The sequence below is a fragment of the Parasutterella sp. genome (assembly GCF_057870745.1).
Window position 1 is genome coordinate 29,057 of the sequence record NZ_DBMALT010000007.1, and the last position, 12,855, is coordinate 41,911.

A 12,855-nucleotide genomic window follows, 5' to 3' on the forward strand; every position below is an offset into this window, starting at 1 on the left:
CAACTCCTACTCTTTCATGGCGCGAGCTTTCTTATGCGCGTCCTGCACGGCTTTTTCAGCCTCGGGCGGCATATAGTTCTCGTCATGTTTTGCTAAGACTTGGTCAGCCACAAAAACACCGTTTTGCAGTTTTCCCTGAGCGACCACGCCCTTGCCTTCTTTAAACAAATCGGGCAGGCTGCCCTTGTATGTCACGGGAACGGTATGAGCCGTATCCGTCACCTCGAAGCGAACCGTCACGCCGTCTTTCTGACGCTGAACGGAACCTTCCTGTACAAATCCGCCGATGCGGAATGCTCTGCCTTCCGGCGCTTCATGAGCTGCTACCTGGGAAGGGGAGAAGAAAAACACGAGGTTCTCTTCAAATGCATTGAAAACCAGGGCCGCAGCGGCACCGCAAATTATTAAGCCTCCGGCTATGAGCCCGAGACGTTTTTTCTGTGTGCTGTTCATAAATCCTCCTCAGCTTGGTGCGCGCGTGCTTCCATCAGCAGCTCTTTTGCCGCTTTCTGTCTTCTGCGCACCAGCCCGAACACTTCGCAAATAAAACAAAAGAAAACCATTCCGTAGGCGCCCCACACGTACTGTGCATAACCGCCCATCGCAAAGAAATCTGAAATTCCGGACCACTGACCCATTACAGTTCTCCTTTAAGCGCAAGTTGCTGTGCCCATTCCTGATTGCGTTCGCGCTCCAAAATCACAGAACGCAGACGGACGAAGGTCACTGCAAAGGTGTAAAGCCAAAAACCGATGACCATCAGAGCCAGAGCCCAAAGCATCACCGGATGAATAGAGGAACCCGAAGCTGTAATGGAAGCCCCCTGATGAAGCGTGTTCCACCACTGAACGGAGAAGTAAACGATGGGTACGTTGATCACGCCGACAATGCCGATCACCGCGCAGGCCTTATCAGCGCGGCGCCAATCGGGATTGGCGTTCTGCAGAGCGATATAACCTAAATAGAAGAAGAACAGAATCAAGGCACTGGTAAGCCGCGCGTCCCAAACCCAGTAGGCGCCCCATGTCGGGCGTCCCCAGAGAGAGCCGGTCCAAAGTGCAAGGAAGGCCATCAGACAGCCGGTCGGTGCTAAAGAGGCGGCAACCATCGGCCAAAGGCGGTTTTCTGTAATCAGGCCCAAAGAGCAGAAGATCGCCATCACCACATAAAGCAGCATGGCCATCCAGGCGCAGGCGACGTGGATATAAAGAATGCGGTAGGAGTTGCCCTGTGTTGCGTCGACCGGTGCCAGAAAAAAGCCGACATACATCGCCGCAAGAATGACGATAATGGCCAAAATAAAGCACGGCCGCAGCGCCCTTCCGGCAAAACTGTACATCCCCTCAGGAGTAAGGATTGACTTGTTAGTTTTCATAATGCGTCCAAAAAAGCAAATTAATCCGATGCAAATCTCAGCGCTGCTGAGGTTGCGACAGGCATCACGACTAAAGAGAAGAGCGTGAGCGCGCCGACAATAAAGAAATAAGCGGCTGAGTTAATCCCGACTGCCACTGCTTCTGCAGCTCCGGCGCCGAAAATCAAAACAGGAATATACAGGGGAAGAACGAGAAGCGACGTCAATACGCTTCCGCCTCTTAGTCCGAGTGTGAGCGCAGCTCCGACACTGCCCACTAAACTCAGCACCGGCGTACCGATAAAGAGCGAACTCATCATGACCAGCGCAACATCGGCCTGTAGGTCGAACATGAGCGCAAACAAGCCGGAGATTAATGTAAGAGGAATACCGGTGGTGAGCCAATGCGCAAAGACTTTTGCGATGACGATAACCGTTAAAGGCTCACCGGAAAGAAGCATCTGCTCCAATGTTCCGTCTGCATAGTCATTGGCAAAAAGACGCGGGAGTGAAAGCAAAGCGGCTAAGAGCGCTGCAACCCAGACGACGCCGGGTGCAATCATTCTCAAGAGCTGCTGATCGGGTCCGATTCCGAGCGGAACCAAGGTCACAACCACAATAAAGAAGAAGACCGTGTTTAAAACATCAGATTTTTGACGGAGGGCTAATTTGAGATCCCGCCGAACAACGGCTAAGAATAATCGAAACATGATTAAGCCACCTCTCCTGCCAAATCGTGTTTTTTAACCATCCTGCCGTTCAACCAGCGGCCGCCCGTCAGTTCGATGCGCTGAACATTATTGGCTGCAATCGGAACTTCCTGGTGCGTCGTAAAAGCCACAATTCCGCCTTCATTAACATGCTCGGCAATTAGATTGGCTAAATTTGCCACGGCTTTAACGTCCAAAGCTGTGAAAGGTTCGTCTAAGACCCAGAATCCTGCGTGGCGGCTAAGGTAAAGACGGGCAAGTGCAACGCGTCTTCTCTGACCTTGAGAAAGGTGACGCGTGTAGTGATCTTCAAAGCCTTCAAGACCCACCATTGCGAGTGCGTGATCAGCCTGTTCTTTAGTGACCGGATGCTCCCCGATCTCACAATTAATAAGGAGGTTTTCTCGGGCAGTGAGCTCGTCTTTGACACCGTTTAAGTGCCCGATGTAAACGAGATCTTTCCAGAACTCTTCTTTGAGCTTTTTAATGGGTTCGTTTTTCCAAAGGATTTGACCTTCCTGGGGCTGCATTAAGCCGACAAGAAGACGCAGGAGACTGGTCTTGCCTGTGCCGTTGGGTCCTGCAATACGGACCAGGGTGCCGGCAGAGCACTGGAAATTCAGCTTGGAAAACAGCAGCCGCTCTCCGCGTACGCATCGAACCAACTGAAGCTCAAGCTTGGCTTTCTCTTCTGACATAAATTTTTATAAATGGGATCCGGATGCGAAAAATTTTAAGAATCGACGATTAAACAAACCTTATAACGAGTTGTAAAAATGCAAACCGTGAACTACCGCAGGCTTACGACTGCGGAATTCCGGGGCGTTTTGTTAAATTCGGATCAAAAGACAAAAATGAAAAATCGGATTCAGATTTGAAGTGTCAAGAGGCTGATTTGTTGTCGGTGTAACGGTAGGTGTAACATTTTTATTTGAATTTTTAAGACAACTTACTGTTTTTACATATAAATTTAATTGACTTAATTACTTACCATTTATAGGGAAAATGCTTAGAATATCCCTAAGTTCCCTGGGAAATCCTTCCCGGGAGTGTGAGTTTTAACAACCCCGGCAACTACTGAGAAGATGCTTCTATGACAGAAACTAACTATCAATTGATGCGGCGGCAAGGTGTCTCAAGACGCAGTTTCCTTAAATTCTGCTCTTTGACAGCCGCTTCCCTCGGACTCGGTGCAAACGGCGCAGCGGACATCGCCCACGCGATGGAAACTAAACCACGTACTCCGGTTATCTGGCTCCACGGCCTGGAATGTACCTGCTGTACTGAATCTTTCATTCGTTCCTACCATCCGCTGACCAAAGACGTCATCCTTTCGATGATTTCTCTAGCCTACGACGACACACTGATGGTCGCTGCCGGTGAACAAGACCACCAGGCCCTCGAAGACGTCATGAAGAAATTCAACGGCAACTACATCCTGGCTGTTGAAGGATCTCCCTGCCTCGGTGCTGACGGCATGTTCTGTCTGCCCGGCGGCAAACCCTTCCTTGAAAAACTGATGCACGTTGCTAAAGGCGCAAAGGCCGTTATCGCCTGGGGCTCCTGCTCTTCCTGGGGCTGCATCAACACAGCCAAACCGAACCCGACAAAATCTGTTCCTATTACAGATGTCATCAAGGATAAGCCGATTATCCGCGTACCAGGCTGCCCCCCGATTCCGGAAGTCATGACAGGCGTCATCACTTACATGCTGACATATGACCGTCTGCCTCCGGTTGACGCTCAGCTTCGTCCGAAGATGTTCTACGGCCAGCGCAACCACGATAAGTGCTATCGCCGCGCTCACTTCGACGCAGGTCAGTTCGTTGAAAAATTCGACGACATCGGCGCCAAACTCGGCTACTGCCTCTACAAGGTCGGTTGCAAGGGACCTGTCACTTACAACTCCTGCTCTTCTATCCGTTGGAACGACATGCTGTCTTGGCCAGTTGAATCCGGACATCCGTGCTTGGCCTGCTCCGAAGACAACTTCTGGGATAAGGGCAGCTTCTACGCTCACGAACCGACCATCCTGCCTCCGAGCTGGGGTCTTGGCATCCAGGCTACTGCTGACCGCGTAGGCTTGGCTGCTCTTGGCGTTATGGGTGCCGCTGTGGCTGTTCACGCCGCTGCAAGCGCCGTCGCTCGCGCCAAGTCAAAAGAAGTCAACAAGGACATGGGAGTAAATGAATAATGGCAAATAAGAAAGTTGTTGTTGACCCTGTAACCCGAATCGAGGGTCACTTACGTATGCAGGCCGTCCTCGATGAAAACAATGTCATCGTCGACGCAATGTCAACCGGCACGATGTGGCGCGGTCTTGAAGTCATTCTGAAGGGACGCGACCCCCGTGATGCATGGGCCTTTGTGGAACGCGTCTGCGGCGTCTGCACCGGTATTCATGCTCTGTCTGCCGTTCGCGCGGTTGAAGACGCTCTCGGAATCCAGATTCCGAAGAACGCCAACATCATCCGCAACCTGATGAACGCTACGCTGTACAGCCAGGATCACCTGACTCACTTCTATCAGCTCCACGGCTGCGACTGGATTGACGTCGTCTCCGCTTTGAGCGCCGACCCGAAGAAGACCAGCGAAATCCAGCAGTCCATTTCCACGCATGCTCTCTCCTCTCCTGCTTACTTCAAAGAAGTTCAGGACCGCTTGAAAGCATTCGTCGCCAGCGGCCAGCTCGGTATTTTTGCTAACGCTTACTGGGGCAACCCCGCCTACAAGCTTCCTCCGGAAATCAACCTTCTGGGCGTTACTCACTATCTCGAAAGCTTGGACTTCCAGCGCGAAATCGTTAAGGTCCACGCTATCGTCGGCGGCAAGAACCCCCACCCGAACTATCTGGTCGGCGGCGTTCCCTGCCCGATTAACATGAGCGACACAGGTGCCCAGGGCATCATGATCAACCAGGTTTGGATGAACTTCCTGCGCGACGTGGCTAAGTCCACCATCCGCTTCATCGATGAAGTCTACTATCCTGACCTGATGGCTATGCAGGCCTACTACAAAGACTGGTACAAGATCGGCGGAGGCCTCGCCAACAAGAATCTGCTCTGCTACGGCGACTTCCCGGCATATGCCAACGATATGTCCGAAAAGAGCCTCGTTATGCCGAACGGCGCCGTTATCGACGGCAAGTTCGACCAGATTCTTCCGGTTGACCTTAAGGATCCCAACCAGATCAAAGAATTCGTTGATCACTCTTGGTACTCTTATCCGAAACCCGACGAAGGTCTGCATCCTTGGGAAGGTATCACCGACCCGAACTTCGACCTCGGCAAAGCCGGCGTCGATTACGAAGGCACCAAGACCGACATCAAGTGGCTCACCACAAACGCCCGCTACTCTTGGATCAAAGCTCCGAGATGGAACGGACACGCTATGGAAACCGGTCCCCTTGCACGTATGGTTGTCGCCTACGCCAAGAAGATGCCGCGCCAGAAAGAACTCGTCGACCGCGCTCTTGCTCAGGCCGGCGTACCTGTCGAAGCTCTCTTCTCCACACTCGGCCGTACCCTCTGCCGCGGTTTGGAAGCCAAGATGTGCGCTCAGCTCATGCTCGAATACGTTGATGAACTCGAAGCCAACATCAAGGCCGGTGACGAAGTCGCTGCCAACATGGATAAATGGGAACCGAGTACTTGGCCGAAAGAATGCAAAGGCGTCGGTCAGTGCGAAGCTCCGCGCGGTGCCCTCGGACACTGGTGCGTTATTAAAGACGGCGTGATCGAAAACTGGCAGGCTGTTGTTCCGTCTACGTGGAATGCTTCTCCGCGTGACACCAAGGGCCAGCTCGGTGCATACGAAGCCGCTCTGCTCGGCACACCTGTTGCCGTGGCTGATCAGCCTCTCGAAATCTTGCGTACGATCCATAGCTTTGACCCGTGCTTGGCCTGCGCAACTCACGTCATGTCGACCAGCGGTGAGGAACTCTGCAAAGTTCAAGTCCGCTAATTAGGAGGTTTTATGAAAATCTCGAAATGGGCATACAGCATTGAGGAAGGCCCGATTGAACCCGTGTACGTGTACGAAGCACCTGTACGCTTCTGGCACTGGGCTCAGTGCGCCGCATTCTTCATGCTGGTCATTACGGGTTTCCTGATTGGCTGGCCGCCGATTGCTAACTACGCCACCACTTGGGACACCTACTTCTTCGGGAATATCATCCTGCTGCACTTGGTTTGCGGCATGCTGTTCGCCATTTTGATGCTCTATCGTATTTATTGGGCATTCGTCGGCAACAAGTATTCCCGTATGATCTTCATCCTTCCTTTCTGGGATATGGAATGGATTAAAGGTATTTTCGGCACCGCCCTCTATTACCTTTTCCTGAACAAACACCCGAAGGAATATGTGGGTCATAACCCTCTGGCTCAGACGGCCATGTGTCTCATGTACGTCCTCGGCTCCATCCTGATCATCCTGACCGGTTTAGGCCTCTACGCCGAACAGTGGGGATGGGATACAGGCTGGATGTCCTGGTTCGGCTGGGTTACAGCATGGCTCGGCGGTCCTCAGCCGGTGCGTACCTTCCATCATCTTCTGATGTACTACCTGCTCATCTTCCTCTGCGCTCACCTTTACATGAGCTTCCGTGAAGACATCATGGGCGGCGGCACACAGGTTTCTACGATGATCAACGGTATCCGCTTCTTCAAGGAACCGATCCGTCAGCCGGGTAACGAAGACATTCCGCCTTCTGACATCCCGAATGCTTCTTCTGCCAACAAAGCCTAGGCTTTCTCATGGCAAGATCTTCGGATCAAACTAACGGCCAAAACAGCGGAGGAATTCCTCCGCTGCGAGGCCGTATTTCACGTTCTTCCAGAAGTGCACCTCATCCGGGCGCATTTCTGGAATCGCGTTTTTTAGAGCCTCTCGGAATTTCACAAGCCGAACTTGCACAGGCTATCGGCGTCTCCCGGCGCCGCATCAACGAGCTCATCGTCGGAAAACGCTCGATTTCAACCGACACGGCGATTCGCTTATCCCGATACTTCCATACCGATCCAGAATTCTGGCTCTCTCTGCAAATGCGCTGGGACATTCATCAGGCGCTTGAGAATGAGAATGCAGAAGAGAAAATCAGCTAGATTTATTGGAGGAAAAGCGAAGAAACCCATCAAAAAAACCATTTTGGGCGGACAATTAATCCGTTTTCTCCGTAGTTTTACTTAAATTTTGTAACTATACTAGTGGCATATTAAGAACCTGTAACCATAACGGTGGCAATTCTAGATATGCAAAACCTCAAAGATATTCCGTGTCTGATCCTGGGGATCGGAAACATCCTCTGGGCAGACGAAGGCTTCGGAGTCAGAGTCGTTGAAGCTTTCAACGACAAGTACGCCTTTACCGATCCGAATAACGTTATTGCAGACGGCGGCACACTCGGTATGTATCTCTACGACAGAATCTGCCGAGCAGAAAAACTCCTGATTTTTGACTGCTGCGACTTCAAAGGCAAACCCGGCGAACTCCGTGTCCTTCGCAACGACGATGTCAAACTTTGGACTGCTACCAAGATTTCTCCGCATCAGACCGGCATGAATGACCTCCTGGTCGCAGCGGCGGTTCGAGGCGCTATGCCGAACGATATTGCTGTCGTCGGCTTCCAGCCGGTTCTCCTGGACGACTACGGCGGCTCCTTATCTGCAGAAGCAAAAGGAAAAGTCGATGAGGCAGTTCGCGACGGCTATGAGATCGTCCGCGGATGGAACGTCGGACTTCGTGTTCGTTCCGAAGACGAAATCGCTCCGGCGCTGATGGATGCGCCCTGCTTAAATATTGATCAATACGAAAGCGGACGTCCCTCGGCAGAAGAAGCCTGCAGAGACGGCGATATCCGTTTTGCGCGCTTTGTCGCAAAGGCAGACAAATAATGTGTATCGGAATTCCAATGAAGGTTGAGTCTCTGCCCTATCCCGGCAGAGCTGTCTGCTCCGGCCGCGGCCAAACCGAAAACCTCGACGTCCTGATGCTCGGAGATGTCCAAATCGGCGAATGGGTTCTGGCTTGGAACGGAATGGGAACGAAAAAAATTACAGAAGAACGGGCTCGTCAGGTCGATGCAGCGCTCGATGCACTGGAAGCAGCCATGAACGGTCAGACACCTGACGTCGAAGATGCATTCGCAGATATCGTCGCCAATACCGGCAAGTTGCCTCCGCACCTCCAAGCCCAACTCGATAAAAAGGAGAAGCACTGATGGAACTGATGGGCACTTCCCCGAAGATTGACCTCTACAGCCATCCTTTGTTTTTAAGAATGGTCAACGAACATGGTTTTGAAAGCTGCGACAAGGATACCTTCCCGCAGTTTCTGCAGAAACCGGGCCTTTCGATGGTTGTTTTTATTGAAGACCCGAACCGCATGAAAGAAACCATGGACGCACTCGTGATTGCGCCGGAATTGGCAAAAAGCTGCGGCTTGATCGAACACAAAGCAGTGGTCGGACCTCCTAACGCCAGAAAACTTGCCGTAACTTACGGCTTCAAACGCTGGCCTGCTTTGGTCTTTTTCCGCGACGGCAAATATTTAGGTGCGGTTGACGGACTGCGCCTTTGGGCGGATTTAGTTCGTGAAGCTGACGAAATCATGCACAGCGAACCGCACTATCCGCCCTCCGTTGGCATCCCTGTTCGTTCCATCTAACTAAACCTATAAAGACTTCAATCATGATCACCAAACCGATTTCGATTCCTATCAACCTGCTCGGCCCGGGCTCCCAGCCGGAGCGCTCTGTTGCCAACACGATCGGCGTACCCGACATTGTGGACACCTTCCGTCAGCCGTACACGCCCGAAGTCGCCAACAAAGCTACCGCGGAGAAGTGCCGTCAGTTCTTCATCGACCTTTATGAAGAAATGCGCCTTTGGAATATGGACAGCGGAGATGCCGGTCCTGCCTTTGCGATGAACGGCTATGACAAAGATACCCTGGCACTTATTAATCAGATGCTCGGCGAAGGCGAAGTGGCCATTCGTATTTCTATCCCGAACGAAACCTTCGACGAAATCCGTATTCAGGAATCGATATTCGTGGGTGTTTGGCGCGTGTGCTACTACCGTGACGGTCAGCAGATTGCCGACCAGCTGGAAGTCAGCGCCATTCCTTCCTGCGTAGCCGAAGCTGCTTACGTAACAAGCCAGCCGGATTTGCATCCGGTTGAATTCGGACCGGAAGCCATGAACAGCCCGGCCATTATCGCCGAACTGAAAGAAGCGCTTAAAGCATGGGAACCGGGTGCCCCGGCTTTCACGATCAACCTCTCGCATCTTCCGATGTCTGCAGAAGACCATAAAGTGATCGAAGCGGCTGTCGGTGCCGGCGCCGTTCAAATGATGTCCCGCGGTTTCGGCAACTGCCGTATCTCTTCGACCGACGTTCGTCACGTCTGGAAAGTTCAGTATTTGAACAACGCTCCGGCCCGTCTGATGATCCTGAACACCCTCGTTGTCGCAGGTCTTCCTGAAGAAGCCGTTGCAGCTTCCGAGGACTTGGCCGATTCTGCCGTTCGCATCAAAGAATTGATCGAATGGGTCACGAAGAGCTGGGAACTTTCTCCTGTGGAAGTCAAATAATGCCCGGATTTGAAGGTACTTTTTTAGGCGACAGCTCCAAGCTGCATCCGGATACGCGCTTGGAGTGCAAAGTCTGCCATTACATCTACGATCCTGCTAAAGGCGACGTAGATCAGAACATTGAACCCGGCACTCCTTTCTCGGAACTGCCCGAGTATTGGAATTGTCCGGTTTGCGGCTGCGAACGCGACCTTTTTATGGTTGTGCCCGAAGACTATGATCAAAACCAACGCTCCGACGACTCAGAATCCTCAAAGTGAAGAGCCGTGGGCGCCGAATCCGGCACAGCGGCTTGAAAGAGGCTTCAACAGAATCTGGCAGACCCGAATGCAGGGCCTGCCGATGCTGCACCCGCGCGTCCATGTGCAGGCGGTCGGTTTCCATAAGTGGAAATACTTCTGGCTCGGAATCATTGTCACGCCTTGGTGCATGAACGTGATTTTGGCTAAAGGACAGCCTTCTAAATGGAAGTCGATTCCGGAAGGACGCCGTCTGCACTATCCGTTCCCGGCCGGAATATATGACTTCATCAGCGTAAAAGACAGAATCCTGGGCGAATATCAGATGTGCTCGCTCATGTCACCGCTCGAAGAAGTTGTTTCCGACCACGACATGGCTGTTGAAATCGCTAAGGCTGCTTTGGAAGAACTCATGAAGCCCGAACAGGAGCCCGAACTCGGAGAACCGATTCCAGCGATCCAGCCTGAAGTCGACCCAGAAACCATCGAAAAAGCGGTCGAGACCGCCATCAACCGTCCGATCTCGCGTCGTTCGTTCTTAAGACCAAAAGCAACCCAAGAGGAACAAGAATCATGAGTTATCTCGGTGCGATTCGTTTTGTTCTCACAACTGACGGCTGCTCCGTCTCGGATGTCAGTATTGAGCCGGCCAAGGAGCTCCGAATTGAAAAACTGCTCTGCGGCAAGCGCGTGGAAGATGCCTTAGCACTCCTGCCGCCGCTCTTTGCGCTTTGCCCGGATTCTCAGACCGCCGCTGCCGCAGTGGCCTGTGACGTGGCCCAAAACAGCGTGCCCTCACAAGAAGTTCTGGTTAAAGCACGTTTTGCCAACCATTTGGAACTCATTAACGAAGGCGTGCGTTTCTTTGCGCTCCAGTGTGCCGGCGAAGATTACCGAGCCGCCAAAATTAAAAGCGTGATCCGAGTCCGTGAGCTCGTGAGCGAACTGCGCGAAATGCCTTATGAAGATCAAACCAAGCGAAACAAACTCTGGAGCGAGCTCAGAGGCGAGGTTTCCTACCTGCTGCTGGACGGCTTCTCCCAGAGCTGGGAGCAAGACCTCTTTAACGGCACCATTACACCGAGCAAAGACAGCCTGACCGCTTTCTTTGACAAGATTTCTTCGCACCGCAGCCGCGGCTACACTTCCGGATCTCTGTTGGATAAGCCGACCGCTTTTATCCTTCAGGCTTTAAAAGAAAGAGGATGCTGGAAGAACGGTTCCCTAGAAAGTGATGTTCGCTCCCTAACAGGCCCCGTTGCCCGCATGAGGAAGAACCCGACGGTTGCTGGGCTGCTCATGTCAGACGGCAATACCAACTACACGCGTTTTGTGGCGCGGTTCATTGAGGTACTCAGCGCTGCAGACTTAATCCGCATGCCTTTAGAAACGATTTCCGCTATGGAGCTAGGCAAAGGAAGCGCCGTCTCTCTTGTTCAGAACTCCCGCGGAATTCTCCTTCATGCTGCCAAAATCATCGACGGCGTCATCGGGAACTACCGCATTCTGACCCCGACGGAAATCAATGTTGTGGATTCCGAATGGTTTAAGAAAACGCTGCTGAATCTCAAAGCAAAAGACGCCGAAGAGCTGAAGAAGCTGGCTGAGCTGACGATTTTGTCGTTTGATCCCTGCACCCAGATGGATGTGGAGCTGAAAAATGCATGAGATGTCGTTGGCCCAAAGCATTGTTGAGATCGTAGAAAACACCGCTCAGCAAAACCAGGCTTCTTCGGTGGTGGCGGTCAAACTGATCATCGGCGAATTGGCCGGCGTAGAAATGCATGCCCTCATGCAAGGTCTCAAAATCGCCTCGCAGGGAACGGTTATGCAGGAAGCAAAGATTGAAATTGAGCGCCCGGGGGGAACAGCCTGGTGTCTTAAGTGTCAGAAAACTGTTCCGATTCATCGCCGCGGGGAGCCGTGTCCCGTGTGCGGCAGCTATCAGCTGAGTGTCAACGGCGGCGATGATTTCCGAGTCAGTGAACTGGAACTCGGAGATTCCTAGTTTTTATTTAAGGAGTGAATTATGTGTGTTACATGCGGTTGCGGCGGAAAGAAAGCCACGGTTGAAGAACTCGACCAAACGAAGACTCATGAACATCCTCATGCCGAAGACGGCCACGTTCATCGTGACAGCGACCAGCATCGCCATCATCATGACGCCGGCCATCATGAACACGGCAGTGCCGGTGCTCATAAGCACGAATAATTATTGATATTCCGACGGGAGCTCGTGTACAGCTCGAGCTCCGGTCTTTTCTTCGACCAAGGAAAAAAGAATGGAAAAAATCAACGATCGTTTGGTCCAGTTGGAAATTGACGTTTTAAGCGCCAACGACAAGAAGGCGGCCCAAAACCGCGAGAAATTTATTGCCGAAGGCATCTTGGCATTAAACCTTGTTTCCAGTCCCGGAAGCGGTAAGACCACACTACTCTGCAATACGATCAATAAGATCAAAGATCAGTACAAACTTGCTGTGATCGAAGGAGATCAACAAACCCTCAACGACGCCGAACGCATTCGCGCGACCGGCTGCCGTGCTATCCAGATCAACACCGGCGAAGGTTGCCATCTTGACGCCGACATGATCGAAGAGGCTTATCAAAAGATTAAGCCTGAGCCCAATTCCATCCTCTTTATCGAAAACGTCGGCAACCTTGTTTGCCCGGCTGCTTTCGATTTAGGAGAAGACTGTAAGGTTGTCGTGCTTTCTGTTACCGAAGGCGAGGACAAACCGATCAAATATCCGGATATGTTTGCCGCAAGCTCTCTGATGCTGATCAACAAAGTTGACCTGCTCCCATATGTGGACTTCAGCGTTGAAAAATGCAAAGAGTACGCCCGCAGAGTCAATCCGAACATTGAATTTATTGAAGTATCCGCCACCAAAGGCACCGGCATGGACGCTTGGTGCGAGTGGCTCGGCAAACGTTTTGCCGCTGTTTCGAAATAATTT

18 protein-coding genes and 1 pseudogene are annotated in these 12,855 nt (G+C 52.1%); 14 read left to right on the forward strand and 5 right to left on the reverse strand.

Annotated elements, in window-relative coordinates; all coding sequences use genetic code 11:
• Positions 1–6 precede the first annotated feature (6 nt).
• Genes ccmE through ccmA form a run of 5 tightly spaced genes read right to left on the reverse strand, consistent with a single transcriptional unit; the run spans position 7 to position 2,762 of the window.
• A complete protein-coding gene (gene ccmE, locus ACZND6_RS03140) occupies positions 7–453 on the reverse strand; it encodes a cytochrome c maturation protein CcmE (RefSeq protein ID WP_008810876.1) in 447 nt (148 codons plus the stop codon).
• Positions 450–638 (reverse strand): heme exporter protein CcmD, encoded by a 189-nt coding sequence (ccmD, locus tag ACZND6_RS03145; RefSeq protein ID WP_008810875.1) that lies wholly within the window; start codon positions 636–638, stop codon positions 450–452. The genes ccmE and ccmD overlap by 4 nt, the downstream gene beginning before the upstream one ends.
• The gene (ccmC, locus tag ACZND6_RS03150; RefSeq protein WP_293737244.1) at positions 638–1,375 is read right to left on the reverse strand and encodes a heme ABC transporter permease CcmC; all 738 of its coding nucleotides are present in this window, start codon (positions 1,373–1,375) and stop codon (positions 638–640) included. The genes ccmD and ccmC overlap by 1 nt, the downstream gene beginning before the upstream one ends.
• Positions 1,376–1,395: 20 nt before the next feature.
• Positions 1,396–2,064: a heme exporter protein CcmB gene (gene ccmB, locus ACZND6_RS03155; RefSeq protein ID WP_008810873.1), complete on the reverse strand. Its 669-nt coding sequence runs from the start codon at positions 2,062–2,064 to the stop codon at positions 1,396–1,398.
• A gap of 2 nt (positions 2,065–2,066) precedes the next feature.
• Positions 2,067–2,762: a cytochrome c biogenesis heme-transporting ATPase CcmA gene (ccmA, locus tag ACZND6_RS03160; protein ID WP_293737243.1), complete on the reverse strand. Its 696-nt coding sequence runs from the start codon at positions 2,760–2,762 to the stop codon at positions 2,067–2,069.
• Positions 2,763–3,157: 395 nt separating this feature from the next.
• Here ccmA and ACZND6_RS03165 point away from each other — a divergent pair, with 395 nt between their 5' ends.
• The 14 genes and pseudogenes from ACZND6_RS03165 to hypB form a co-directional block, all read left to right on the forward strand.
• Positions 3,158–4,258, forward strand: coding sequence for a hydrogenase small subunit (locus ACZND6_RS03165; protein ID WP_008810871.1), 1,101 nt, complete (start codon positions 3,158–3,160; stop codon positions 4,256–4,258).
• A complete protein-coding gene (locus tag ACZND6_RS03170; RefSeq protein ID WP_293737242.1) occupies positions 4,258–6,027 on the forward strand; it encodes a nickel-dependent hydrogenase large subunit in 1,770 nt (589 codons plus the stop codon). The genes ACZND6_RS03165 and ACZND6_RS03170 overlap by 1 nt, the downstream gene beginning before the upstream one ends.
• Positions 6,028–6,039: 12 nt before the next feature.
• A complete protein-coding gene (gene cybH, locus ACZND6_RS03175) occupies positions 6,040–6,810 on the forward strand; it encodes a Ni/Fe-hydrogenase, b-type cytochrome subunit (protein ID WP_300874972.1) in 771 nt (256 codons plus the stop codon).
• Positions 6,811–6,818: 8 nt separating this feature from the next.
• Complete coding sequence (locus tag ACZND6_RS03180; RefSeq protein WP_008810868.1) at positions 6,819–7,166, forward strand: HigA family addiction module antitoxin; 348 nt, start codon at positions 6,819–6,821, stop codon at positions 7,164–7,166.
• 147 nt (positions 7,167–7,313) lie between these two features.
• On the forward strand, positions 7,314–7,955 hold the full coding sequence (locus ACZND6_RS03185; protein ID WP_279174977.1) for a HyaD/HybD family hydrogenase maturation endopeptidase: 642 nt from the start codon (positions 7,314–7,316) through the stop codon (positions 7,953–7,955).
• On the forward strand, positions 7,955–8,281 hold the full coding sequence (locus tag ACZND6_RS03190; RefSeq protein ID WP_039895879.1) for a HypC/HybG/HupF family hydrogenase formation chaperone: 327 nt from the start codon (positions 7,955–7,957) through the stop codon (positions 8,279–8,281). The genes ACZND6_RS03185 and ACZND6_RS03190 overlap by 1 nt, the downstream gene beginning before the upstream one ends.
• The gene (locus ACZND6_RS03195; protein WP_008810865.1) at positions 8,281–8,727 is read left to right on the forward strand and encodes a thioredoxin domain-containing protein; all 447 of its coding nucleotides are present in this window, start codon (positions 8,281–8,283) and stop codon (positions 8,725–8,727) included. The genes ACZND6_RS03190 and ACZND6_RS03195 overlap by 1 nt, the downstream gene beginning before the upstream one ends.
• Before the next feature lie 23 nt (positions 8,728–8,750).
• Positions 8,751–9,656, forward strand: coding sequence for a hydrogenase expression/formation protein (locus tag ACZND6_RS03200; protein ID WP_008810864.1), 906 nt, complete (start codon positions 8,751–8,753; stop codon positions 9,654–9,656).
• The gene (locus ACZND6_RS03205; protein WP_008810863.1) at positions 9,656–9,916 is read left to right on the forward strand and encodes a rubredoxin; all 261 of its coding nucleotides are present in this window, start codon (positions 9,656–9,658) and stop codon (positions 9,914–9,916) included. Before ACZND6_RS03200 ends, ACZND6_RS03205 begins: the two co-directional genes overlap by 1 nt.
• A complete protein-coding gene (hybE, locus tag ACZND6_RS03210) occupies positions 9,873–10,472 on the forward strand; it encodes a [NiFe]-hydrogenase assembly chaperone HybE (protein WP_008810862.1) in 600 nt (199 codons plus the stop codon). Before ACZND6_RS03205 ends, hybE begins: the two co-directional genes overlap by 44 nt.
• Entirely contained in the window at positions 10,469–11,563 is a 1,095-nt protein-coding gene (locus ACZND6_RS03215; RefSeq protein ID WP_489524388.1) for a hypothetical protein, read from the forward strand. The genes hybE and ACZND6_RS03215 overlap by 4 nt, the downstream gene beginning before the upstream one ends.
• Entirely contained in the window at positions 11,556–11,903 is a 348-nt protein-coding gene (gene hypA, locus ACZND6_RS03220) for a hydrogenase maturation nickel metallochaperone HypA (RefSeq protein WP_008810860.1), read from the forward strand. The genes ACZND6_RS03215 and hypA overlap by 8 nt, the downstream gene beginning before the upstream one ends.
• 21 nt (positions 11,904–11,924) lie before the next feature.
• Entirely contained in the window at positions 11,925–12,107 is a 183-nt protein-coding gene (locus ACZND6_RS03225) for a hypothetical protein (RefSeq protein ID WP_021867606.1), read from the forward strand.
• Between the two features lie 88 nt (positions 12,108–12,195).
• Positions 12,196–12,852, forward strand: a pseudogene (gene hypB, locus ACZND6_RS03230) (hydrogenase nickel incorporation protein HypB); the annotation flags it as partial.
• Positions 12,853–12,855 lie beyond the last annotated feature (3 nt).

Bases quoted from the DNA above. Each gene is read 5' to 3' on its own strand.
- ccmE (WP_008810876.1), bottom strand. From the start codon at position 453: ATGAACAGCACACAGAAAAAACGTCTCGGGCTCATAGCCGGAGGCTTA.
- ccmD (WP_008810875.1), bottom strand. From the start codon at position 638: ATGGGTCAGTGGTCCGGAATTTCAGATTTCTTTGCGATGGGCGGTTAT.
- ccmC (WP_293737244.1), bottom strand. From the start codon at position 1,375: ATGAAAACTAACAAGTCAATCCTTACTCCTGAGGGGATGTACAGTTTT.
- ccmB (WP_008810873.1), bottom strand. From the start codon at position 2,064: ATGTTTCGATTATTCTTAGCCGTTGTTCGGCGGGATCTCAAATTAGCC.
- ccmA (WP_293737243.1), bottom strand. From the start codon at position 2,762: ATGTCAGAAGAGAAAGCCAAGCTTGAGCTTCAGTTGGTTCGATGCGTA.
- ACZND6_RS03165 (WP_008810871.1), top strand. From the start codon at position 3,158: ATGACAGAAACTAACTATCAATTGATGCGGCGGCAAGGTGTCTCAAGA.
- ACZND6_RS03170 (WP_293737242.1), top strand. From the start codon at position 4,258: ATGGCAAATAAGAAAGTTGTTGTTGACCCTGTAACCCGAATCGAGGGT.
- cybH (WP_300874972.1), top strand. From the start codon at position 6,040: ATGAAAATCTCGAAATGGGCATACAGCATTGAGGAAGGCCCGATTGAA.
- ACZND6_RS03180 (WP_008810868.1), top strand. From the start codon at position 6,819: ATGGCAAGATCTTCGGATCAAACTAACGGCCAAAACAGCGGAGGAATT.
- ACZND6_RS03185 (WP_279174977.1), top strand. From the start codon at position 7,314: ATGCAAAACCTCAAAGATATTCCGTGTCTGATCCTGGGGATCGGAAAC.
- ACZND6_RS03190 (WP_039895879.1), top strand. From the start codon at position 7,955: ATGTGTATCGGAATTCCAATGAAGGTTGAGTCTCTGCCCTATCCCGGC.
- ACZND6_RS03195 (WP_008810865.1), top strand. From the start codon at position 8,281: ATGGAACTGATGGGCACTTCCCCGAAGATTGACCTCTACAGCCATCCT.
- ACZND6_RS03200 (WP_008810864.1), top strand. From the start codon at position 8,751: ATGATCACCAAACCGATTTCGATTCCTATCAACCTGCTCGGCCCGGGC.
- ACZND6_RS03205 (WP_008810863.1), top strand. From the start codon at position 9,656: ATGCCCGGATTTGAAGGTACTTTTTTAGGCGACAGCTCCAAGCTGCAT.
- hybE (WP_008810862.1), top strand. From the start codon at position 9,873: ATGATCAAAACCAACGCTCCGACGACTCAGAATCCTCAAAGTGAAGAG.
- ACZND6_RS03215 (WP_489524388.1), top strand. From the start codon at position 10,469: ATGAGTTATCTCGGTGCGATTCGTTTTGTTCTCACAACTGACGGCTGC.
- hypA (WP_008810860.1), top strand. From the start codon at position 11,556: ATGCATGAGATGTCGTTGGCCCAAAGCATTGTTGAGATCGTAGAAAAC.
- ACZND6_RS03225 (WP_021867606.1), top strand. From the start codon at position 11,925: ATGTGTGTTACATGCGGTTGCGGCGGAAAGAAAGCCACGGTTGAAGAA.